This window comes from Rhodococcus sp. APC 3903 (genome assembly GCF_030407755.1).
In the GTDB taxonomy this organism is placed as follows: Bacteria; Actinomycetota; Actinomycetes; order Mycobacteriales; family Mycobacteriaceae; genus Rhodococcus_F; species Rhodococcus_F erythropolis.
The window spans coordinates 181,520-202,825 of the sequence record NZ_JASDCV010000001.1 but is presented as its reverse complement, the minus strand read 5'-3'; the positions used below and the strand labels follow the sequence as shown (position 1 = coordinate 202,825).

The window sequence follows — 21,306 nt, the reverse complement described above, 5'->3', positions numbered from 1 at the left end:
ATAGTTTCGCAGACGAATTTCGCGGGTATTGATCACTTGCGGCGGCGATTTCCAGAGCGAGGGGTCAGCCGCGCAAGGTCTGCCCCCGGCTGTCACTCGCCGGGTGGCGGGCCGCCAAAACCAGCGGGCCGCCGAAAACAATCTGTGCCAGGCGATGATTTCGATGCAAACGACACGACTCGACACCATCCTGATTCTGATCGTCGGGACGGCAATCGGACTGAGCGTCTGGCTGGCCACGCAGGAACCATTCGCGTCGATCGGACTCGGAATCGCAACGGTGGTGATCTGCTGGATCTCTTGCTCGATGATCCACGGCTTCCCACACCGATCGACGAAGGACATGCGTCCGCGCGAGAACCAGGATCGCGAGTCACCGAAACGGCGCTGACGCCGTGTAGGGATGAGGCCGACCGTGGAGGCCCGGACACAGCGAAGTGAGTGGTTCACCTGTCGCAGGTGAACCACTCACTTCGGTCAGAGGATCACACCTCGTCAGGTCGCCAGGTCGCGACGGCCCAGATCACGGCGACGTCGAGGGCGATGATCACGATCGACCACAGCGGGTAGTACGGCATCCACAGGAAATTCGCCACGATCGAGAGCGCCGCGATCACGAAGGCCATGCCGCGGGCCCACGTCATGCCGACGAACAATCCCAGCGACACCGCGATGCCGATGATTCCGAGCACGATGTGGATCCAACCCCATGTCGTGACATCGAATTCGAAGGTGTAGTTGACTCCGACGATCAGCAGGTCGTTGTCTGCGAGAGCCGCGATGCCCTGGAGCAACGCGACGATTCCCGCGACGAAGAGCAGGCAGGCTGCCGCCACCGTGGTCCCGATGGCAAAGCCTTGTCGGACAGGATGGTTCGCATGAGATTGGTGCGGAGCAGTCATGACGTCCCCTTCTTCGGCGAAATAGCGTGAGAACAGTATTCAAAGGTTCACGCCGACGGACATCACCCAGCAAGGATGAACAGCCGTCCAGCACTGCAATCAAAATTCATGGGAACATATGTTCGATTTCGGTGTACGGTGGAGCTTATGACCGCCACGATGCAACCGTCTCTGTTCGACAACGGTGACCTCGGCGTTTCTTTGGCCGATCTCGACGGCACGGTGCAGCGACGTATTCTCACCGCCGGCGCATGGGTCGACCATCGCCCGGCCTGGCTGACCGGATCGGAGGCCGTGTTCGACAATCTGGAGGCTACGGTGCCGTGGCGTTCCGAACGGCGTCAGATGTACGACCGCGTTGTCGACGTCCCTCGTCTGGTGTGTTTCTACGCAGAGAATCAACCACTGCCGGACGCGCTTCTCACCGAAGCCAAAGACGCGCTGAGCAGTCACTACTTCGACGAACTCGGTGAACCATTCGCCACGTCGGGTCTGTGTTTCTATCGCGACGGTTCCGACAGCGTTGCCTGGCACGGGGACGATACGGGACGAAGTCGCACCGAGGACACGATGGTGGCCATCCTGTCTCTCGGTGCGGCTCGCCCGCTCCTATTGCGCCCTCGTGGGGGCGGCGAATCCATCCGCTTCAATCTCGGACACGGAGATTTACTCGTCATGGGCGGATCCTGCCAACGCACGTGGGAACACTGTGTCCCGAAGAGTGCGCGGGCCCTCGGGCCGAGAATCAGCGTTCAATTCCGCACTCGCGGAGTTAGATAGCGTCGCGGAGTTCGTCTCGCAGCGCCTTCCGATTGAGCTTGCCGACGGCCGTCTTCGGTATGGATTCTGCGAAAACAACCCGACGCGGTTTCTTGTACGACGCCAGTCGTTCGCCGACGTGCGCGACCAATGATGCTTGCAGTGCGTCGTTTTCGACGGTCCCGTCCTCGAGTACCACCACAGCCGTGACCGCCTCCACCCACTTGGCGTCGGCGGTACCCACCACGGCGACCTCACGGACAGACAGATGCGTCAGGAGTGCATCCTCGACTTCACGGGGGTAGACGTTGTATCCGCCGCTGATGATCATGTCCGAAGCTCGGTCCTTCAAGAACAAGAATCCTTCGGCGTCGAACTGACCGATGTCACGGGTGTGAACCCAGCCGTCTTCGGTGAAGGTGTCCGCATTCAGTTCCGGTGCATTGAAGTATCCGGCGATCGCCGATGGCGAGCGGATCACGATTTCACCCGGTTCTCCCTGGGGCACTTCGTTTCCCTCGCCGTCGAGCAGCCTGATCTCGACGTCGATGGCGGGCTGACCACAGGACAGCAGGCGATCTTCCGTGTGATCTTCGGGCCGTAGGACTGCGATACACAGCGGTGCCTCGGTCTGCCCGTAGTACTGGAGAAAACGGTGTTGCCCCCACGCCTGCATTGCACGTTCGATGGTGGCCAGCGGCATCGGCGACGCACCGTAGATCACGGATTTCAGACTCGAGATGTCTGCGCTCGCAAAATCAGGGCGTTCGAGGAGCATCTGAATCATCGTCGGCACCAGATTGATTGCCGTAGCCCGATGCTCGGTTATCGAGTCCAAGAAAGTCGACGGGTCGAATCCGGGAAGGATGACGGTCTTGCCGCCACGCAGCCAGAACGGAAGCACGAAGACACCGCTGGCATGAATCAGTGATGCCGCGTGCAGCATCGTATCGTCCTGAGTCGCCGGAAGCAGATTGAGCAGAACATTGCGGCAGATGCCGGCGTAGCTGCGCTGAGTGTGCTGCGCGGCCTTCAATGTTCCCGTGGTCCCGGAGGTGAACAGCGTCAGGATCACATCGTCGGGAGCTAACTCGACGTCCGGTGTGTCCGAAGGCATGCTCTGTGCTTGGTCGAGCAGCGAACGCTGCCGCGCCGAACCTGTTTCCAGCCCGATGAACGTACGTTCGGGGAACCTGGCGGACAGTTCAGCGGCGCGGTCGGCGAGGTCACTACCGAAGACGACGTACGAGGTGTCGGTGTCCTCGAGCATTCTCGCGTGCTCGTCGAGCGAGAGACGCGAGTTGAGCGGAACCCTGTTGATGCCGGCTTTGACACAGGCAAAATCGACGGGGACGCTGGCAAGAGAGTTGTTGACCAGCAATGCAACCCGTGCACCACGCCCGATACCGAGGGCGATGAATGTGTGCGCCAATCGGCTGCTGAGTTCGTCCACTTCCGTGAACGTCATCGATCGATCGCCGAAAACGACGGCTGTTCGCGATCCGTGCTGTCGCGCACCACGGGCGATCAGGTCTCTGGTTATGGGCATCATGGTTCAGTTTCCTCGTTCGAATTCGGGTTGTTCTCGAACCGGCCGTGCCGGCCGGCGCCCGCGGCGAACGCAGCAGCGCCGCGCACACCTTCAGCGATGACAATGGGATTTCCCGCGACGCCCTCGGCCCGCAGTGCTTCGGCAAGTGGTAGATCAAAAGATCGGTAGGCCGACGCGCGATCCGCGAGCATGCAGAGTTGAGGGAAAGCGGACAACTGGTGCGCAAGCTCCTTGGCTGCCTGGAGTGACTGCCCCACTGGAACAACACGATTGGCCAGTCCGAAGGCCAGCGCCTCCGGAGCGTCGACCGGGCGACCGGTCAAGATCATGTCGAGCGCTCGCCCCTGCCCGACGATTCGCGGCAGTCGCACGGTCCCACCATCGATGAGAGGAACTCCCCAGCGCCGGCAGAAGACTCCGAAGACGGAATCCTCCTCGCAGATCCTCAGGTCCGCGAGCAATGAAAGCTCGAGCCCTCCTGCAACCGCGTATCCGCTGACGGCGGCGATCAATGGCTTGGACAACACCAACCGACTCGGCCCCATCGGGCCGGTGCCGCCGCCTTCCGGATGCAACTCGTGCACGCGGGCGGGGTCGGAGACTGCGGTCAAATCCGCACCGGCACAAAATGTGCCGCCCGCGCCCCACAGAATCGCCACCTTCTGACTCTCGTCCGATTCGAACTCCAGGAAGGCATCACGCAACTGCGCCGCCATCGGCCCGTCCACCGCATTCTTGCGATCAGGGCGATTCATCACGATGACGGTGACGCCACCGTCACGCTCCACATAGACATCGCCACCTGGTCGATCGGAGTCGGTCACGATATTTCCTCACTGCTCGCGGATAAGGTTTCCCGGTACCCACCATGCCACTTGTAACAGAATTTGTCAGGAGTTGTTCAAAAGTTGTTACAAACTGATCGAGGAATGTCCGCAACCCGAGTTGTGCTGGACCTCGCAACGGCGAGTCCGGACACCGAGTTCAGCACTGCAGTGCTGACCCGGGCCGGCGAGATCGTCGGTGTCAGCGCATCGAGCGTTCGCGTGGCAACGGGCCGCCTGTGCCGCGAGAACAAACTGCGTCGCACCGCTCGTGGAACGTACGTCCTCAACCCGGACGGCATCCCCACCTACAGCGAGGTCGAGGGGTGGCGAACTCGTACCGATCGCATACGCCCCTGGGACGGCACGTGGATAGCCGTCGAGCACTCAGCGCTCAAACGAAGCGACCGCACTGCCGCCCGAAGACACGATCAGGCGCTGCGCCTGGCGGGCTACGAGGAGTGGAAGCCCACACTCGCCGTCCGCCCGAACAATCTGCTCGGCGGCACGGACAGCGCCCGCCGCACTCTCCGCCGACTCGGCGCCGCCCCCGAATCGGCTGTCATGGAAATCGCTCACCTTGCCCCCGAGGATGATTCGACAATCCGCACACTCTGGAACTCGGAAGCACTGTTGGTCGACATCGCCGAGGCCCGTGAAGCACTCACACAGGCGCAAACACGCCTGGCGACAATCAGTCGCGAGGAGGCTGCCCGTGAATCACTTGCCTTGGGCAGCGCGGTGATCGCGGTCATCGTGCGCAATCCGCTCCTTCCGGAAGAACTCGAACCGACGCAGCCACTACGTGAACTGATCTCGCACATGCTCGAGTACCAGGACGCATCTCGCGAACTGTGGCAGTCACTGCTCCAGTTCTGATCGACTTCTTCCAGAAGGTAATTCAGTACGTTGCGCGGCCACCGCTGGCGTCGTACACAGCACCCGTCGAGTAACTCACCGCCGACGACGACAGCCAGGAGATCAATTCGGCGATTTCGTCGGCCCGCCCCATCCGCGCCATCGGCGTCAAAGACTGCGAGCGGGCGAGGATGGCCGGATCGGTGCCGGCATTCATAGGACTTTCCACGGCCGCGGGAGCAATCGCGTTGACCAGCACACCGGTGGTGGCGACCTCTTTGCCGAGCGACTTCGTCAGCGCGACGACTGCCGCTTTGGACGCGGAATATGCACTCTGATTCGGGTTTCCGTCCTTGGCCGCAATACTCGCGAGATTGACGACCCGCCCCCACCCGGACGCAACCATCCCCGGCACGAACGCCCGGCACATCAGGAATGTCCCTTCGACGTTGATGCGGAACGTACGCCGCCAAGCCGCGAGGTCGACGTCGACGAGTGGCGCTGATGGTCCTACGATTCCCGCACTGTTGATCAAGATGTCGATTCTGCCGAGTCTGGTTCGAAGCGCATCGACTGCTGTCGGATCACTCACGTCGAGTTGTTCGTCCGCGCCTTCGGCAAGATCTGTCGTTACCACCCGAACTCCCTTCTCCGTCAACATCTTTGCACTGGCGGCGCCGATTCCGCTCGCACCGCCGGTAACGAGCGCGGTGACGCCCTCTGGATAGCCCTGCATCATCTTCACTCCCGAGTTTCTGTGCGCTACGCACTCAATTTATGTTGCATACAGGCATAATTGCCGTCACACTGTGTAGAAATTCTGAATATATGGCGTTTGTTGTCGACGTCAAATACCTGGAGGCCTAGCCGATGGAAACCCGCTGGTTGCACGCGTTTGTCGCGGTTGCGGAAGAACTTCACTTCGGGCGGGCCGCATCACGGCTCCAGATGGCTCAGTCGCCGCTCAGCCAGATGATCCGAAAGCTCGAAAAGGACATCGGCGTCAAGTTGTTCGAACGCAGCACTCGCAGCGTCGCACTCACGTCCGGCGGACATGCCTTTCTCCCCCACGCCTATCGCGTCATCGAGAACATGGAGACGGCACGACACGCTACGCGTGCGTCGTCGGGAGGCGTCTACGGACGAGTCACGATCGGGTTCACCGGAGTGCTCAACTATCAAGCACTTCCGCCGCTCACCCGCGCGTTGCGTCAGCGCTATCCGGAAGTCGAACTGACACTCCTCGGCCGGATCATGACGCGCGACGCGGTCATTCAACTCGAGAGCGGCGCCCTCGACCTCGCCTTCGTCGGACTACCGGTGGAATCCGCATCACTGTCTACCCGGCTGATCCGACGGGAGGCGTTCGGCGCCGTACTTCCGATCGACCATCCCCTTGCCGAGAGGGACGCGATCGATCTCCGCGAATTGGCCGACGACGGATTCGTGACCACCCCGCTCTCAGCCGGCTCCGCCCTCCAGGAAACCGCGATGCGCGCCTGCATGAACGCAGACTTCAGGCCTCGCGTGGTTCAGGAAATCACCGATCCGTACATGATCCTGATGCTCGTTGCCGCCGGCGTCGGTGTAGCGCTGATGACGTCCGGCATGGCTGCTATCACCCCACCTGGCAGTGTGTTCGTCCCACTCACCGGCGAGCCGACGTTCATGAATCACGGAATTGCCTGGTCACCCCGGCATATGACCGATGCACTCGCCGTCGCACTGGAGACGTCCGAGGAGATTCTGCCGACGCCGGAGATTGAGACCAAAAACGTCATTATCTGAGACTCATTTAGTGTTGGACGCGCCATAGTCCTTCGTGGCACTGTCGTCTCAGCCGCCGAAAGGTGAGGGACGTCACCGATGCGTGGTGCATCACCAAACGTGCCGCCACGGCCGGCCCATCGGGACGAAAGGACTTCACATGGCACCACCGATCAACTCCACCGGTTCCACGCACTCCACTGCGGAGCACCCGAATTCGAATGCGCGTCGCGCCGCCGTTTCGGGCTTCCTCGGCAGCACCCTCGAGTACTACGACTTCTTCATCTACGGCTCCGCAGCCGCGCTCGTGTTCCCCAAGATCTTCTTTCCTGGCGGCGGCTCGACGGCAACGCTCCTCTCGATCAGCACCCTGGGCGTGGCCTACGTCGCCCGCCCACTCGGCGCAGTGCTGTGGGGACACCTCGGCGATCGGTACGGACGCAAGAACGCGCTTCTCGCCTGCCTGCTCCTCATGGGTGTTGCGACGGTCATCGTCGGTTGCCTGCCGACCTACGACCAGATCGGCATCGCCGCGCCGATCATTCTCGTCTTGCTTCGCCTTCTTCAAGGGCTCTCTGCCGGCGGTGAATCACCCGGCTCTTCGGCACTGACTCTCGAACACGCACCTGATCACCGTCGTTCGTTCTTCACCTCGTTCACCATGAGCGGGATCATGTTCGGCATCGTCGTCTCCAGCCTGGTATTCATCCCAGTGGCCAGCCTGCCCGACGAAGACCTCTACTCGTGGGGTTGGCGAGTTCCCTTCTGGCTCAGCATCATCGTGACCGTCGTCGCGCTGTGGCTACGTCGCGCCCTGGATGAGCCCGAGGTATTCGAGGAACTCAAGGAACAGGACGAGACGGCCGGAATTCCCGTCGTCGAGATGTTCCGCTCGCACTGGCGCACCGTGATCCGTATCAGCATGAGCTCGACCTTCGCGATGATCAACACCATCGTCAACGTCTTCGCCCTGGCGTACGCCGTCGAATCCGGCTTCGAACGCTCCACGATGCTGTGGGCCATCGCGACCGCCAATTTTGTTGCCGTACTGACTCAGCCGCTGTTCGGCATTCTCTCGGATCGCTACGGACGTAAGCCCATCTTCGTCGTCGGCGCCATCGGAGCCGGCCTGATGATCTTCGTGTTCTTCCATTCGATCGGAACCCAAAGCGTCCCCATGGTCTTCGCTTCGGGAATCGTCATGATCGGAATCTTCTACGCGATGCCCAACGGCACGTACCCGGCATACTTCCCGGAGCAGTTCCCCGCGAAGGTCCGATACACCGGAATGGCCGTCAGCCTCATGCTCGGACTCCTTGTTGCCGGCTTCACGCCGGCTATCGCCCAGGCGATCTCGGCCGGAGACAAGAGCAACTGGACACCGGTTGCATGGATGTGCCTGGGCTTCGCCGTCATCTCCGCCATCGCGGCAATGACCGGACCGGAAACGTACCGCACGCCCACAGCAGAACTGGGCCAACCGAAGCCGAGCCTGCCGATCAAGCAGGACTCAGAGCTCACCAGCAACAACGCTTGACCGGACCGGCCCCTCGCGATGAATTGCCGCGAGGGGCCGTCCCCACTTATGCAGGAGAATGTCATGACTACCGAATACACACGTCACCGTATCGGCCTTGTCGGGTCGGGTATCGCCACCTCACTCTCGCCCGCGTTGCACGCACACGAAGCAGCAGCACTCGGACTCGACGATTACAGCTACGAACTGATCGATCTCGCGAACCTGAACATCTCGGTCGAGAAAACCGGTGAGGTGGTGCGTGGCGCCGTCGCGGGCGATTTCACCGGACTGAACATCACCCACCCGTGCAAGCAGGTTGTCGTGGACGCGCTCGACGAGCTGTCCGACAACGCGCGGTTGCTCGGTGCCGTCAACACGGTTGTGGTCGACAACGGCCGTTTGATCGGCCACAACACTGACCACAGCGGATTCCTCACAGCACTGCAGCGCGGTTTGCCCGACGCCGCCTTGGACCGAGTGGTGCTTGCCGGGGCAGGAGGGGCGGGTTCCGCTGTGGCATACGCACTCGCCGCCGCCGGCACCACGGATCTTCGCATCGCAGATATTGATCCCGATCGCGCTGCCGATGTGTGTTCTCGCGTCACCTCGGCCTTCCCTGGCACGCGCACAACGGCTTTGGCGATCGGTGAGATCTCCGTCAACCTGACGACGTGCGACGGCGTCGTCAATGCATCTCCGATCGGCATGGTGGGTCACCCCGGAACTCCCTTCGACCCTGCGGCGTTGCATTCCGGATTGTGGGTCGCTGACATCGTTTATCGACCTATGCACACCGAATTGCTCGACGCTGCAGCTGCTCTCGGATGCGCGGTTCTCGACGGTGGGCAGATGCTGGTAGCTCAAGCCTCTGACACCTTCACACTCCTGACCGGTGTCGAAGCCGATACGGATCGCATGCGCAGCCATCTGAGCGAGCTGCTCTCCGAGACGGCATGCGCATGAGCACAACCGAACACCTACTTTCTCGCGAAGTACCAGGAGCACTGATGAATGTGACTGCGCCTTTCGCCGAACCTCTCGACATGGGCAGCGTCCGCCTCCGGAACCGGTTCGTGTCCGCCCCGATGGAACGCAACTACTGCGAAGTCGACGGCACCATGACGGACGAGTACATCGCGTACCTCGCCCGCCGCGCCGAAGGTGGTGCTGCACTGATCTTCACCGAAGCGAGCTACGTGCGTGCCGACGGCAAGGGACGCATCCGGCAGATGGGCGTCGACGTCGACGAACGGATTCCCGGCATCAAGAAGATGGCCGACGCGATCCACGCTCACGGCGCCCTCGTCGGAGTCGAACTCAACCACGGTGGACGCACGGCGCAGGGGTCGGTCAGTGGATTTGTTCCCGTTGCCCCGACACCGATTCCGTGTTTGGTTGTCGGCGGCGAAATGCCAGAACAACTCGACGGCGACGACATCGAGCACATCATCGAATGCTTCGGTGAAGCTGCGGCGCGCTGCCAGCAGGCCGGCGTCGACGTCATCTCCCTGCACGGTGGCCACGGGTACTTGATCCACCAGTTCCTCTCCCCTGCTTACAATCACCGCGACGACGAGTGGGCCGACCCCACCTTGTTCGTCAACAAGGTCATCGCCTCCGTCCACGAGCATGCTCCGGGAATCACTCTGGGACTTCGATTCTCAGCCTTCGAAGGCATTGACGGCGGACTCGACGCCGAGACGACCCGCTCTCGCATCGACGCCATCGACACTGACCGACTCGATTTTCTCGACGTCTCGGCCGGCAACTACGAAGCGGGACAGTGGATCATCCAGCCCGGTGAATGGTCCCGCGGACTCCTCGCACCGTACTCCGAGCAGTACCAGCGCGACTTCGACATCCCGGTGGGTGTGGCCGGACGCATCACGTCGCCGGAGATCGCCGCGCAGATCATCGAATCCGGTCAGGCGAACTTCGTCAGCATGGCCCGTACGTTGCACGCCGACCCGGACTTTCCGAATCGCGCTGTCGACGGTGGCCGCTACCGCCCCTGCATCGCCTGCAACTACTGCATCGACAGCCTGGCCGCCGGCCCCATTCCCTGTTCCGTCAACCCGTGGGTCGGACGTGAACTGGATCAGCCCACGAAGCCGGCTGATGCCACCGTACGCGTCGCCGTAATCGGTGCCGGTCCGTCCGGAATGGCCGCTGCCCGCGACCTCGCAATTGCCGGTCATCGCGTCGACCTGTACGACGAACGCCCCAGTCTCGGTGGCGACTTCGCTCTGGCATCGAAGCTGCACGAATATCCCGAATACGGGCGGATCGTGGACTGGTACCTCGCGGAACTGGCCGAACTCGGGGTGCAGTGCCACACTTCGACCAGAGCTGACGCAGCATTGCTCGCAAACAGTGACTTCGACGCGATCGTCCTTGCTGCCGGTGGGCACGGTCCCGTGACTGACCTCCCCGGAGCAGCAACCCGTACCGTCCGTGATGTCCGCGAGTTCCTCGCCTCCGGAGATCCTGCCCCCGAAGCAATCACCATTTTCGGCGCCGACCGCGAGGCTGCCGCTGTTGCCGACGATCTGCTCCAGAAGGGCACCCAGGTCGTCATGATCGGGCCGCAGGAAACCATCGCACACGACGTCGGCCGACGCGGCAAGATTGTGCTGCTGCCGCGCCTAGCCGCAAGTGAGAACCTCACGACCTACCTGAGCTCGATCGTCACGAAGGTCGACGCTAAGTCGGTCACGATCTCGACAGGCGGTGTACTGAGCGAAGTCGACGCCCCCGGCGAGCTGCTGATCTCACAGGGCGTCGAGCCGCGCTCGGAGCTTCTGACCGAACTCCGTTCACTGGCACCACGACTCGGGGTCCATACCGTCGGAGACGCGAGCGGTGACGGCGGATCCATCCATGCCGCACTCGTGACCGCAGCCGACGTTGCCGTCGCCATCACAGCCGCCGCTGCGGCCCGTCAGGAGGTTCACGCATGAGCGCACACACAGCCGCACCGGTGGCAACTGCGTTGCCACCCATCGGACTCGGAACCTGGCCACTGGTCGGTGCCGACGCCACGAAGTCGGTTCTCTCCGGCATCGAGGCCGGGTACCGCCTCATCGACACCGCCGCGATCTACGGCAACGAGGACGCCGTCGGCGTAGCGTTGGCGGAGTCGGGCCTACCGCGAGAAGAACTGTTTGTCACCACCAAACTTCGTGGAAACGACCAGGTTTCCGGTGACATCCGGGGAGCGCTCGAGCAGAGCCTGGAACGACTGGGACTGGATCAACTCGATCTGTTCCTGATCCACTGGCCGCTCCCGCGAATCGATCGTTACGTTGCGTCGTTCGAGGCGATGCTGGCCTGCCGCGATGCCGGACTGGTTCGGTACGTGGGTGTGTCGAACTTTCTGGAGCACCACGTGCGCCGCGTCGTCGCCGAAACCGGCGAGGCACCGGCAGTCAACCAGATTCAGATGGACCCGTCGCTCGCGCGAATTCCGGTGCGCCGCGCCAACGACGAACTCGGAATCTTCACGCAGTCGTGGAGCCCGCTCGGCCGGGGTGATGTGCTCGACAACGCCGTGGTCGGGGAGATCGCCGGTCGAAACGGTTGCACACCAGCTCAAGTGGTCCTCGCGTGGCACGTCGCGCAGGGTGTGGTTCCGGTCGCGCGATCAGCGAACCCGACGCGTCAGGCCGAGAACCTGGCAGCACTCGATGTGACCCTCTCCGGCGAGGACATCGAAGCACTGAACAGTCTCGACCGCGGCGAGTCTGCGGCGCGGGACGTCGAAGCAGAGGAACATTTCTGATGACATTGAAAGTCGGAATCGTCGGCTGCGGCAAGATCGCCGGCAACCATGCCCGAGCCCTGCAACAAGTCCCCGGCGTCGAGTTAATCGGCTGCTGCGATCCCGATCTCGGACGCGCCCAGGAGTTCGCGGCAGCGCACGGCATTCCCGCAGCCGTGAGTTCAGTGGAGCAACTTCTTGCCCTCGGACTCGACGCCTGCACCGTCTGCACGCCGCACCCGGTACATGAAGAGGTAGTCGTGGCCGCTGCCGAAGCGGGTGTACATGTGTTGTGCGAGAAGCCCATCGCGGTCGATGTTGCTGCCGCCGACCGCATGATCGAGGCCGCCGACCGCGCCGGTATCACGTTCGGGGTGCTCTTCCAACGTCGCTTCTGGCCGGCCGCGCGTCGGATCCGGGACGCCATCGACGACGGCCGGATCGGACTGCCCACGCTCGGCGAGGCGTCGGTGATCCTGCACCGCCCGTCGAGTTACTACTCGGCCGACGCGTGGCGCGGACGCTGGGACACCGACGGCGGTGGCGTGCTCATGACGCAGGCGGTGCACCAGATCGACATGCTGGCCTGGTTCATGGGCGAGGCCGTCTCGGTCAGCGGCTTCATACGCACCCACACCCACGGTGAGCACATCGAGACCGAGGACAGTACGTCAGCTGTAATTTCCTTTGCTTCGGGCGGCACCGCCACCGTCACCGCGACTACCGGTGCCAATCACAATCTGGGCAACCGCGTGACAGTGATCGGGCGCACCGGTGCCATCGCCAGCGTCCTCGAATTTCCTGAAGGGCACGAGGGTGTCAACGAAATCTGGACCGTGCCCGGCGAAGTGGAGTTCCAGTCGCCGTACTCTGCCGACATCGACGCCAATCTCGATGTGGGAGCGGTCAATGCGTCACTGACCGACTTCCACACCCTGCAGGTTCAGGACTTCGCCGACGCGGTCCTGACCGGGCGCGAACCCGCCGTCACCGGACGAGACGCCCGCGCGTCACTTGCCATCATCGCCGCAATCTACGAATCGTCACGAACCGGGAAGGTTGTCGATCTGACATCGACACCGACCCTCGCAACAACTGCCAAGGAGCAGAAATGAGTAGCAGTACCCCCCTCACCTACGACGTAGTTGTCGTGGGCTCCGGCGCAGGCGGGCTTTCCACAGCAATTGCCGCAGCACATGGCGGCGCGTCGGTACTCGTTGTCGAGAAGGCCGACACCTGCGGCGGCGCAACGGCCTGGTCGGGCGGGTGGATGTGGACCCCGCGCAACATATTTGCCATCGCCGACGGGGTTGTGGAGGATCGTTCGGCGCCGCGGACATATCTGGAGAACCGACTCGGCGACAACTTCGACGCTGCCAAGGTGGATGCACTCCTCGACGGCGCACCGGAGATGGTCGAGTTCTTCGAACGCAAGACTGCACTGAAGTTCGTTCCCGGAGCCAAGATCGCCGACATTCACGGCGACACACCGGGAGCCGGCACGGGTCATCGTTCCGTCGGACCGAAACCGGTGAGCTTGCGAAAGCTCGGACCCGACGTCGCGGCGCTGCTCCGTCGACAGTTGTACGAGACGTCATTCCTCGGAATGGGCATCATGGCCGGCCCTGACCTGCAGGCATTCCTGCACTCGACTCGATCGCCGAAAGCATTTGTGCACTGTGGCGTTCGCGTGACAAAGCACATGTTCGATCTCGCCACCAAGCGTCGTGGCCAGCAACTCGTCAACGGCACTGCGCTTGTCGGCATGATGCTTCGCTCAGCGCTCGATCTCGGCGTCGAGATTCGGGTGAAAACGTCGGCAACATCGCTGCAGACTGACGATGACGGTCGCGTTGTCGGTGTCCGCCTCGAAGGTCCGGATGGTGCGTACTCGGTAACTGCCACGCGCGGCGTCGTACTGGCCACCGGCGGCTTCGCCCAGGACATCGACCGCCGACGTGAACTGTTCCCCCGTACCCCCACCGGAAACGAGCACTGGTCACTCACTCCGAAGACAACCACCGGCGACGGCATCACCCTCGGCGAATCCGTGGGTGGTCGCCTCGACCGCACTCTTGCCTCCCCCGTCGCGTACTGCCCCGTCTCCATCGTTCGTTATCGCAACGGCAAGGAAGGGGTGTTCCCGCACATCCTCGACCGCGGAAAGCCCGGTGTCATCGGAGTTCTCGCGAACGGCAAGCGTTTTGTCAACGAGGCACTCGGCTACCACGACTACACACTCGCGATGGTCGAGCAGGTTCCTGAGGGCGAAGAAGTGTGCTCGTGGTTGATCGCCGATCAGCAGTATGTGCGCTACCTCCCGCTGGGCATGGCCAAGCCCCTGCCGATCCCGATCCAGCCGTACCTGCGCTCGGGATACCTCACACGTGGTCGCACCGTTCGCGAACTGGCAGAGAAGATCGGCGCTGATCCGACGCAGTTGGAGAAGACAATCGAGGCATTCAATGTCGGGGCCGTGGCCGGTGAAGACCCCGAGTTCGGTCGCGGTACAACACCGTTCAACCGGGGTTCCGGCGATACCGCCAACCCCTGGCCGAACCCGTCGCTCGCTCCTTTACAGAAGGGTCCGTACTACGCGGTGAAGGTGGTGCCGGGCAGTTTCGGTACCTTCGCCGGGCTTGTCACCGACTCGTCGTCGCATGTGCTCGACGACAACGACCGCCCCATCGAGGGATTGCTCGCCGTCGGCGTCGATCAGGCCAGCGTGATGGGCGGGCACTACCCGTCCGGCGGCATCAACCTCGGCCCGGCTATGACGTTCGGTTATCTGGCAGGTCGGGAACTGGCCGGAGCCAAGACAGTTGGAGCGCACGCATGACACTCTCACTCGGACTGGCAGCCCTCACAGTGCTCGATACCGCACCGATGCAGCACGTCGACTTGGCCGAAAAGCACGGCTTCGACACCATCGGCATCCGCCTGATGCCCGCGGCACCAGGTACGACGGCCTACCCGCTGCACGAGGACAAGCAGGGGTTGAACGAATTGGTGCGTCGACTAGGCGATTCACCCGTTGAGGTATTCGACCTCGAAATCATCCGCCTTGCAGCCGACTTCGACCCCGCCGACTATGTTCCGCTTCTCGAAGCGGGTGCACAGCTCGGAGCCAAAGCCGTTCTGGTGGGCGGCGACGATCGCGACCGCGCTCGGCTCACGGACTCCTATGCCCGCCTCGCTGAACTGTGCGCGAACTACGGCATCGTCGCCTCGCTCGAATTCATGCCGTGGACTGCGGTGCCCGATGCGCGTGCTGCCATCGAGATCGTCTCGGCGGCAGACGGTCCGGCTCGTAGTGTCCTGGTCGACGCACTCCACACCGACCGCTCGGCGACCACACTGGAGGATCTTGCGTCCATCCCGCGCGAGTGGCTTCACTACGCCCAGATGTGTGACGGTTCGATCCCTTTTCCCACGGAGGACGCAGAGCTGATCCGTCACGCCCGAGAGGAGCGTCTGGTGCCAGGCACCGGCGGCATCGCCCTGGCCGACATCTGGTCGACCCTGCCTTCCGGACTGCCGGTCAGCATCGAATTGCCCAACGAGCCGCTGCGTCAGGCCGTCGGCACGGACGCCTGGCTGAAGCGCCTGGTCGAGGCCACGCGAGCAGTGTTGGCCTAGCGGCCCTGTGCGCGTTTAGCGAGTCCAGGCACTCCCTAAACGCGCACGGGGGCGTCAGCCCCTCCGAGCCGCAACGGCCTGCGCCAGACGGTCCAACTGCGCTGCGGTGGTGGACCAGTCGATGCACGCGTCGGTGATCGACTGACCGTAGGTGAGCTCGTCCGCCTTACCCAAGGTCAGGTCCTGACGGCCGGCCTCGATGAAACTCTCCAACATGACGCCGGCGATTCCCTGCTCACCCTCGGTCAGACGTCGGGCAATGTCGTCCAGCACGACGACCTGACGCTCGTGGTCCTTGCTGCTGTTACCGTGACTCGCGTCGATGACCACGCGCTCGGGCAGGTTCGACTTACGCAGGCGAGCAAGGGTATCCGCGACGGTCTCGGCATCGTAGTTCGGTCCGTCGCTGCCGCCACGAAGAATGACATGGCAGTCCGGGTTGCCCGCGGTCCGAATCAAGGCAGCCTGGCCGTCGAGATCCGTTCCGGGGAACACATGGCTCGCCGCCGCGGCGCGGGTACCGTCGACGGCTACCTGCACATCACCTTCGGTGGAATTCTTGATGCCGACGGGCATGGACAGCGCGCTGCACAGCTGACGGTGAACCTGACTGGCGGCGGTCCGGGCGCCGATTGCACCGTAGCTGACCAGGTCGGCGATGTACTGCGGCATGATCGGATCAAGGAACTCGCAGCCGACAGGCAGGCCCAGACTCGACACGTCGAGAAGCAACTTGCGGCCGATACCGAGCCCGGTGTTGATGTCGAACGTGCCGTCGAGGTGGGGGTCGTTGAGCAGGCCCTTCCAACCCAGCGTGGTGCGCGGCTTTTCGAAGTAGACCCGCATCACGATGTGCAGATCGTCCCGCAGTTCTTCGGCCTTGGCAGCCAACCGACGGGCGTAGTCCATCGCAGCTTCCGGATCGTGTACCGAGCACGGTCCGACAACAACGATCAAACGGTCGTCGTCACCGTTGAGGATGTTGATCGTGTCGGCACGGCCGGTCCGCACGGTTGCGGCCGCGACCTCGTCCGGAGCGTGCTGAGCACGAACAGTCGCCGGTGACACGAGCGGACTGATACTCACAGTGCGCTGATCGTCGAGGCTGTCCGAAGCTGCGGTGGTGTCGATGGTGACAGTCATGGGGTTTTCGGTTTCCTGTTCTCAGGCCGACCCCAGAGATGAAGAGAAACTCCAGCGAGCCGGTCTGTAGTCCGGCTCTTGGGTGGAGGTTGTCAGCGCGTGGTTACGCCGGCAGGCCCACCCGGGGCCGGCCTGCTAAACCAGAAATAGACGCGCTGCATGACGGCCACGATACCTCGAGTTCGGATCAGATGGGCGCGCCCCTCCACAACAAGCCGAATCCGAGGGGCGAGTCCCGTGGCACGAGTCCGTGAAGAATGGCCAAATCCGCTGAGCGGTTGGCGCTTTCGAGTAAGGCTCCGGCTGCGAAGTTCGAATACGTTGGTTAGGCACCTGCCAATGCCCGGAACATCAGATGGAGCTGCGCCTTCTCATGCCTGTGATCGAATCGACCAAAACCTTCCACCCGACGGTGTCCCCTTCTGCGACCGAAACCCCCTTGCAGTCGACAAAAGATGTGGACGACGAATTCACCCGTCTGATCGATTCCTTGACACGACGCGGGTTCCTGACCGGTGCGGCGGCGCTCGGTGCACTGGGCGCACTGTCTGCATGTTCGAGCGAATCCAGCGGCACCGAAGCCTCGGACGAGTGGGTCGACATCGTCGTCGCGGACCAGACCTACCGCCTCCCGCGGGACCCCAAGCGTGTCGTGGTGCTCGAAGCCCGAGGCGCCCTCGATTTTGCACTACTAGCCGAGTACCCGATCGTCGCGACCAATTGGGATCCGAAGTCTCAGCTCATGCAACAGGTACCCGCCGGCGCAGCTCGCCTCGGTGGGACGAACAACGAACCGAATGCCGAATCGATCCTGAGCTACGACCCCGATCTGTTGGTTGTCGGGAAAGGCTGGTGGGATTACTACCAGGACAGGGGCCTGCTCGGCACTGACATCGCCCCGGTGCTCGTCGTTGACGAGGGCACGACGGGCTCGTCTTGGAAACAGGCCATGACCGCGCAGCTCACGGCGCTCGATCGCCGCGAAGTCGCCGAACGCGTCATCGCCCGATACAACGGAGAACTTGCTCAAGCGCGGGCCAAGATCGGTGGTCTCCTCGAAGGCAAGTCGATTGCGATCGCCGGTGCAGACAGCGGTCAGATCTGGCTGCAGAACAACACGTTCGCCGTGTCGGTTGCACAGGACCTCGGCCTGAACGTCTTGACTGACGCCGCCCATGCCGCACCCGAACGGAAGGATTCGACGTTCTACAGCCTCGAGGAGCTCGCGATCTTCGACCAGGCCGACTTCGTACTGCTACAGAACCCCGACGCCGTCGAAGCCGAGTCGCCCACGTGGAAACGAGTTCGCGCTGTCCAGGACGGCCATGTCGGACAACTGCGATACGACCTCAACAACGGCCTCGCTCTGACTGCGATGGCCCTGGCCGCTGATATCGCCGAACAGGTACAGGTCATGCGCTGACATCCGTGCGGGCATTGGATCGGTACTGGAGTGACCCCACCACACCTGGTGGGGTCACTCACGCCTCCAAGCGGAATTCGCCTCGCACCTGGCGTACACCGTTGATCTGCACTTCGACGGCATGGTCGCCGGCATAGTACTTCCGGGTACTGATCGGTTTGAAGGAATGCCTCTTCGCGATGCGGGCCGGCACCCCAGGCTCGAGCGTTCGTGTTGTCAGTTTAAAGACCTTCGGCGTCGTGGTCCCGTTGGCCTTCACGTGGTGGACGATGTAATCGATCACGACGGTGACGGACTCGCTGCCGTTGTTCGTGACGGCGAAGTCGAAAGTGAGTTCTCCACCCGCATCGACTATTTCGCGGTCGATGACGAACCCTTCGACCACGACGTCGGTGGGCGGCGAGAACCCCAGAAGAGACAGAGCATCCGGGTCGCCGGCCTTGATCAACGTCCGCAATGCATGTTTGACGATTTTAAGTGTGTTGGAATCCGGTGTCTGTAACCAACGCTTCGCAGTCGACACGGCGAGCGCTGCGTCAGCACGACTGAGATCGTTGAGATGGTTTGCGACCGAACGTCGTACGTATTCCGAATCATCCTGATACAGCTCGTCGAGAATGGCGATTGTCGACTCGGGACACGCCGTCAATTCTTTCACTCGTCTTCCCCAGGGCAAACGAGTACGAGTGCCTTCGGTCGCCAAGCGCCGGACGTGTTCGTCTTCATGACCGGTCCAGGTGAGTGCGATCGCCAGCGAACGGTCAAGGTCCGTCTCGAGAAATGTGCGAATTGCGAATTCGGCCGTCAGACGCGACGTCAGCTCGGCAAGCAGAGCCATTCCCTCGTCGAAATCCGACTCGGAGCCACTTCGTGTCGCTGTGACGGCGACGGCTTCGGTCACCGGCCAGATCATCCAACCAGTGAAGGTCTCCGCTGAAAGCGCACGGCGGATGATCTCGGCGAAGGCCGGAAGATCCTGAGGCAGTTCGGCAGTCATCGCGTCCCGCACAACGCGGGTACGTTCGCCGAGACTCATACCGTCGAATTCGGATGTACTACCCCGAACGAGGGCGAGGCGTGTCTGACCGGAGGCTCGCTCGAGACAGCCTGCCAGATCGGCGACGACGGATTTCCCGAGCAGTTCGTCAGCGGTGGGCATCAGGGGCACACCGTGAGAGCGGAAATCCGATCACCGTCGAGAGAAAAATGGTGATGCAACTGGACGGGGCTTCCGGGAAAATCACCCTCGACCTTCACCGACACGACAACGGCCGAGCCTGGGGTGTTGACCGACTCGATCTTCTGGGTAAAGGTGAACGCCGTCGACACGGCGGACTTCCACGCCACGATTTCTTCGATGCCGACATACGTCCGGCCGTCGTCACGCACCACGGCGTCTTCGGTGAACACGTCACGGACGTCTCCGCCGTCGAAATATGCGCGCGCTGCGCCTGGCACCTTCGCTGAGTCGATCATTCGCGAAGAGTACTGCTGGGGTCCGACAGGTTCGGCGAACTCACTGCGCGAGCGGACGCCGCCAACTGAATCTCCATCAACAGCCTCGTCGAGGGCTCGGACAGGTCGGTATCTGTTATCTCCTCGACCCTTTTGATCCGATACCTGAGTGTGTTCGGGTGAATGCGAAGCTGCTCGGACGCGCGTCGGACATCGCCCGAATGCGCGAGGTAAACGGAGACGCTTTCACGCATGTTCGACCCGTTACGCCTGTCGTAAACGTCGAGCGCGTCGATTCTCGGATCGTGCAGTTGCTCGTCGGCCGCAATCGCGTCCATGATTTCGCCCAGCAGCACCGGAGTGCGCGAGTCCGCGAGGGTGGTCACACGAACATCCCCCGACGTTCCGTCCAAGACCCGATCCACTTCGGCGCGAGCCCTAGCCACCTCAGTGAGCGTCGAAACCGGCGACGAGACTGCGGCCCGTAAACCCGAGGGCGACAACTTGTCCAAACGCGCGACAACTTCACGGGTCCACGAGACTGTGGATTTCACGGATTGGGTTCGCGGAAACAGCACATAGATCCGGGCGCCGAATGCACTCACCAGCGATTCACGATGAAAGGCACTGGCGTGCAGGCGCAACGACGACACGAGCTCACCCGAAGCCGACAACACGCTGCCCCCGACACTCGCCACGCCGATCACCATCGCGGGTCCGGACATCGGGATGGACAACGAGGCCGCCAGAGAAGGAACATCGACGCCGCCGCCGCGAACCCCGAGCAAGCGCTGAACCTGTATCGCCTCGTTACTCGGCGCGTCTCGGATGCGCGAAATCAGCCGAGCTGCAATGGCCGCGGCACCGCGGAGTACTCTGTCGGCATCGCCGGCGATGGGAAGCGGGCCTTCCTGAACCCAGATCGTGCCGAGTAGATCAGAACTGAAACCGCTCTCCCCCTTGACGTTCTCGGAAATTCTGCGAATGGGAACCACCAACCGTCGCCTGATCGCGAGGTCTTCGTGCGCAGGCACCTCCACTACGTCGTCACTTCGCCGCAAGCTTTCGAAGACGCCCCACTCCTGCAGCTTCCGGAGGTATTCCCGAGGTCCTTCACGGCCGAGGATCGATTGCCGGCGGAGCTCGTCCGCAGCATCCCCTGATGCCGAGTAAGCCATGACGTGGGAACGCTCGTCCTCGATGCTGACCATCCCCCGGGTGAGTGACGCGACGTTCTGCGCCAGCTCGAACAAGTTTGTGTCACTGCCGAATACAACGTCCTCCGAATCCTGACGAGATACCGAATGATCGAGCACGCCCCGGATCGTGGTGAACAATCGATCCCAACGAGCGTCCGGATGGACTGCCATCAAGGCGATCCCGGCGCGCTGTGCCGCCGCGCGCACCGACGTGTCCGAGGCCTCCTTCGACATGACGGCCCGAGGCGCTGATCCCTTCTGATCGACGCGGTTCAGCCAGGCTGCCAATTCGGCTGCACCGATACCGACAGCGAGCCAGAGTTCAGAGGATTCGACGTCCGCGGTTCCGGGGCGTGTGAGGTCCCCGACCTCCGCGAACACCACGGAGTCGACGAAGACGTCATCACCTGACGGCGCGAAGACGAGCTCGACAAAGGCTCCGCCCAGCGCCCGAAGGACCGCGTCGAGCCTGACCTCACGGATAGCCACGTACCACCCACTTTCCG

The 21,306-nt window shown here is 62.6% G+C and carries 20 protein-coding genes; 12 read left to right on the top strand and 8 right to left on the bottom strand.

From position 1 onward, the window contains the following. Window positions 1-163: 163 nt before the first annotated feature. Window positions 164-391: a hypothetical protein gene (locus QMA15_RS00980; RefSeq protein ID WP_020970523.1), complete on the top strand. Its 228-nt coding sequence runs from the start codon at window positions 164-166 to the stop codon at window positions 389-391. A 94-nt stretch (window positions 392-485) separates the two neighbouring features. On the opposite strand, the gene QMA15_RS00975 is transcribed toward QMA15_RS00980, so the two are convergent. Then, entirely contained in the window at window positions 486-902 is a 417-nt protein-coding gene (locus QMA15_RS00975) for a hypothetical protein (RefSeq protein ID WP_003940106.1), read from the bottom strand. A 147-nt stretch (window positions 903-1,049) separates the two neighbouring features. On the opposite strand from QMA15_RS00975, the gene QMA15_RS00970 reads away from it, so the two are divergent. Then, window positions 1,050-1,682 (top strand): alpha-ketoglutarate-dependent dioxygenase AlkB, encoded by a 633-nt coding sequence (locus QMA15_RS00970; protein WP_029256052.1) that lies wholly within the window; start codon window positions 1,050-1,052, stop codon window positions 1,680-1,682. Here the strand turns inward: QMA15_RS00970 and QMA15_RS00965 are convergent. After that, on the bottom strand, window positions 1,675-3,213 hold the full coding sequence (locus tag QMA15_RS00965; protein WP_279163597.1) for an AMP-binding protein: 1,539 nt from the start codon (window positions 3,211-3,213) through the stop codon (window positions 1,675-1,677). The two genes, QMA15_RS00970 and QMA15_RS00965, sit on opposite strands and share 8 nt — an antisense overlap. Further along, window positions 3,210-4,037 carry a crotonase/enoyl-CoA hydratase family protein gene (locus QMA15_RS00960; protein ID WP_019744984.1) on the bottom strand — a complete coding sequence of 276 codons (828 nt, stop codon included), beginning with the start codon at window positions 4,035-4,037 and terminating at the stop codon, window positions 3,210-3,212. The genes QMA15_RS00965 and QMA15_RS00960 overlap by 4 nt, the downstream gene beginning before the upstream one ends. Window positions 4,038-4,142: 105 nt before the next feature. Between QMA15_RS00960 and QMA15_RS00955 the strand changes: the two genes are divergently transcribed. After that, window positions 4,143-4,916 (top strand): hypothetical protein, encoded by a 774-nt coding sequence (locus QMA15_RS00955; protein ID WP_019744985.1) that lies wholly within the window; start codon window positions 4,143-4,145, stop codon window positions 4,914-4,916. A 22-nt stretch (window positions 4,917-4,938) separates the two neighbouring features. Here QMA15_RS00955 and QMA15_RS00950 read toward each other — a convergent pair whose 3' ends face one another. Continuing rightward, on the bottom strand, window positions 4,939-5,631 hold the full coding sequence (locus QMA15_RS00950) for an SDR family NAD(P)-dependent oxidoreductase (RefSeq protein ID WP_279163691.1): 693 nt from the start codon (window positions 5,629-5,631) through the stop codon (window positions 4,939-4,941). Window positions 5,632-5,765: 134 nt separating this feature from the next. On the opposite strand from QMA15_RS00950, the gene QMA15_RS00945 reads away from it, so the two are divergent. The 8 genes from QMA15_RS00945 to QMA15_RS00910 all read left to right on the top strand — a co-directional run bounded on the left by QMA15_RS00945 (window position 5,766) and on the right by QMA15_RS00910 (window position 15,580). Further along, entirely contained in the window at window positions 5,766-6,683 is a 918-nt protein-coding gene (locus tag QMA15_RS00945) for a LysR family transcriptional regulator (RefSeq protein WP_020970528.1), read from the top strand. A gap of 139 nt (window positions 6,684-6,822) precedes the next feature. Next, window positions 6,823-8,199, top strand: coding sequence for an MFS transporter (locus QMA15_RS00940; RefSeq protein WP_020908842.1), 1,377 nt, complete (start codon window positions 6,823-6,825; stop codon window positions 8,197-8,199). 63 nt (window positions 8,200-8,262) lie between these two features. Beyond that, complete coding sequence (locus QMA15_RS00935) at window positions 8,263-9,144, top strand: shikimate dehydrogenase (protein WP_290283560.1); 882 nt, start codon at window positions 8,263-8,265, stop codon at window positions 9,142-9,144. A 44-nt stretch (window positions 9,145-9,188) separates the two neighbouring features. Further along, window positions 9,189-11,141, top strand: a complete 1,953-nt coding sequence (locus QMA15_RS00930; protein WP_279163595.1) for an FAD-dependent oxidoreductase — start codon at window positions 9,189-9,191, stop codon at window positions 11,139-11,141. Then, the gene (locus tag QMA15_RS00925; RefSeq protein WP_133727969.1) at window positions 11,138-11,962 is read left to right on the top strand and encodes an aldo/keto reductase; all 825 of its coding nucleotides are present in this window, start codon (window positions 11,138-11,140) and stop codon (window positions 11,960-11,962) included. The genes QMA15_RS00930 and QMA15_RS00925 overlap by 4 nt, the downstream gene beginning before the upstream one ends. Further along, the gene (locus QMA15_RS00920) at window positions 11,962-13,056 is read left to right on the top strand and encodes a Gfo/Idh/MocA family oxidoreductase (protein ID WP_133727970.1); all 1,095 of its coding nucleotides are present in this window, start codon (window positions 11,962-11,964) and stop codon (window positions 13,054-13,056) included. Before QMA15_RS00925 ends, QMA15_RS00920 begins: the two co-directional genes overlap by 1 nt. Then, window positions 13,053-14,780 carry an FAD-dependent oxidoreductase gene (locus QMA15_RS00915; protein ID WP_133727971.1) on the top strand — a complete coding sequence of 576 codons (1,728 nt, stop codon included), beginning with the start codon at window positions 13,053-13,055 and terminating at the stop codon, window positions 14,778-14,780. The genes QMA15_RS00920 and QMA15_RS00915 overlap by 4 nt, the downstream gene beginning before the upstream one ends. Further along, window positions 14,777-15,580 (top strand): TIM barrel protein, encoded by an 804-nt coding sequence (locus QMA15_RS00910; RefSeq protein WP_279163593.1) that lies wholly within the window; start codon window positions 14,777-14,779, stop codon window positions 15,578-15,580. The genes QMA15_RS00915 and QMA15_RS00910 overlap by 4 nt, the downstream gene beginning before the upstream one ends. Window positions 15,581-15,634: 54 nt before the next feature. On the opposite strand, the gene QMA15_RS00905 is transcribed toward QMA15_RS00910, so the two are convergent. Then, window positions 15,635-16,723 (bottom strand): 3-deoxy-7-phosphoheptulonate synthase, encoded by a 1,089-nt coding sequence (locus QMA15_RS00905; RefSeq protein WP_020908849.1) that lies wholly within the window; start codon window positions 16,721-16,723, stop codon window positions 15,635-15,637. Window positions 16,724-17,096: 373 nt separating this feature from the next. On the opposite strand from QMA15_RS00905, the gene QMA15_RS00900 reads away from it, so the two are divergent. Continuing rightward, a complete protein-coding gene (locus QMA15_RS00900; RefSeq protein ID WP_279163592.1) occupies window positions 17,097-18,146 on the top strand; it encodes an ABC transporter substrate-binding protein in 1,050 nt (349 codons plus the stop codon). Between the two features lie 58 nt (window positions 18,147-18,204). On the opposite strand, the gene QMA15_RS00895 is transcribed toward QMA15_RS00900, so the two are convergent. Genes QMA15_RS00895 through QMA15_RS00885 form a run of 3 tightly spaced genes read right to left on the bottom strand, consistent with a single transcriptional unit; the run spans window position 18,205 to window position 21,289 of the window. After that, window positions 18,205-19,305, bottom strand: coding sequence for a DNA alkylation repair protein (locus QMA15_RS00895; RefSeq protein ID WP_021345330.1), 1,101 nt, complete (start codon window positions 19,303-19,305; stop codon window positions 18,205-18,207). Beyond that, the gene (locus QMA15_RS00890) at window positions 19,305-19,622 is read right to left on the bottom strand and encodes a nuclear transport factor 2 family protein (RefSeq protein WP_020908852.1); all 318 of its coding nucleotides are present in this window, start codon (window positions 19,620-19,622) and stop codon (window positions 19,305-19,307) included. Before QMA15_RS00890 ends, QMA15_RS00895 begins: the two co-directional genes overlap by 1 nt. Then, on the bottom strand, window positions 19,619-21,289 hold the full coding sequence (locus QMA15_RS00885; protein ID WP_290283556.1) for a PucR family transcriptional regulator: 1,671 nt from the start codon (window positions 21,287-21,289) through the stop codon (window positions 19,619-19,621). Before QMA15_RS00885 ends, QMA15_RS00890 begins: the two co-directional genes overlap by 4 nt. Window positions 21,290-21,306: the final 17 nt, after the last annotated feature.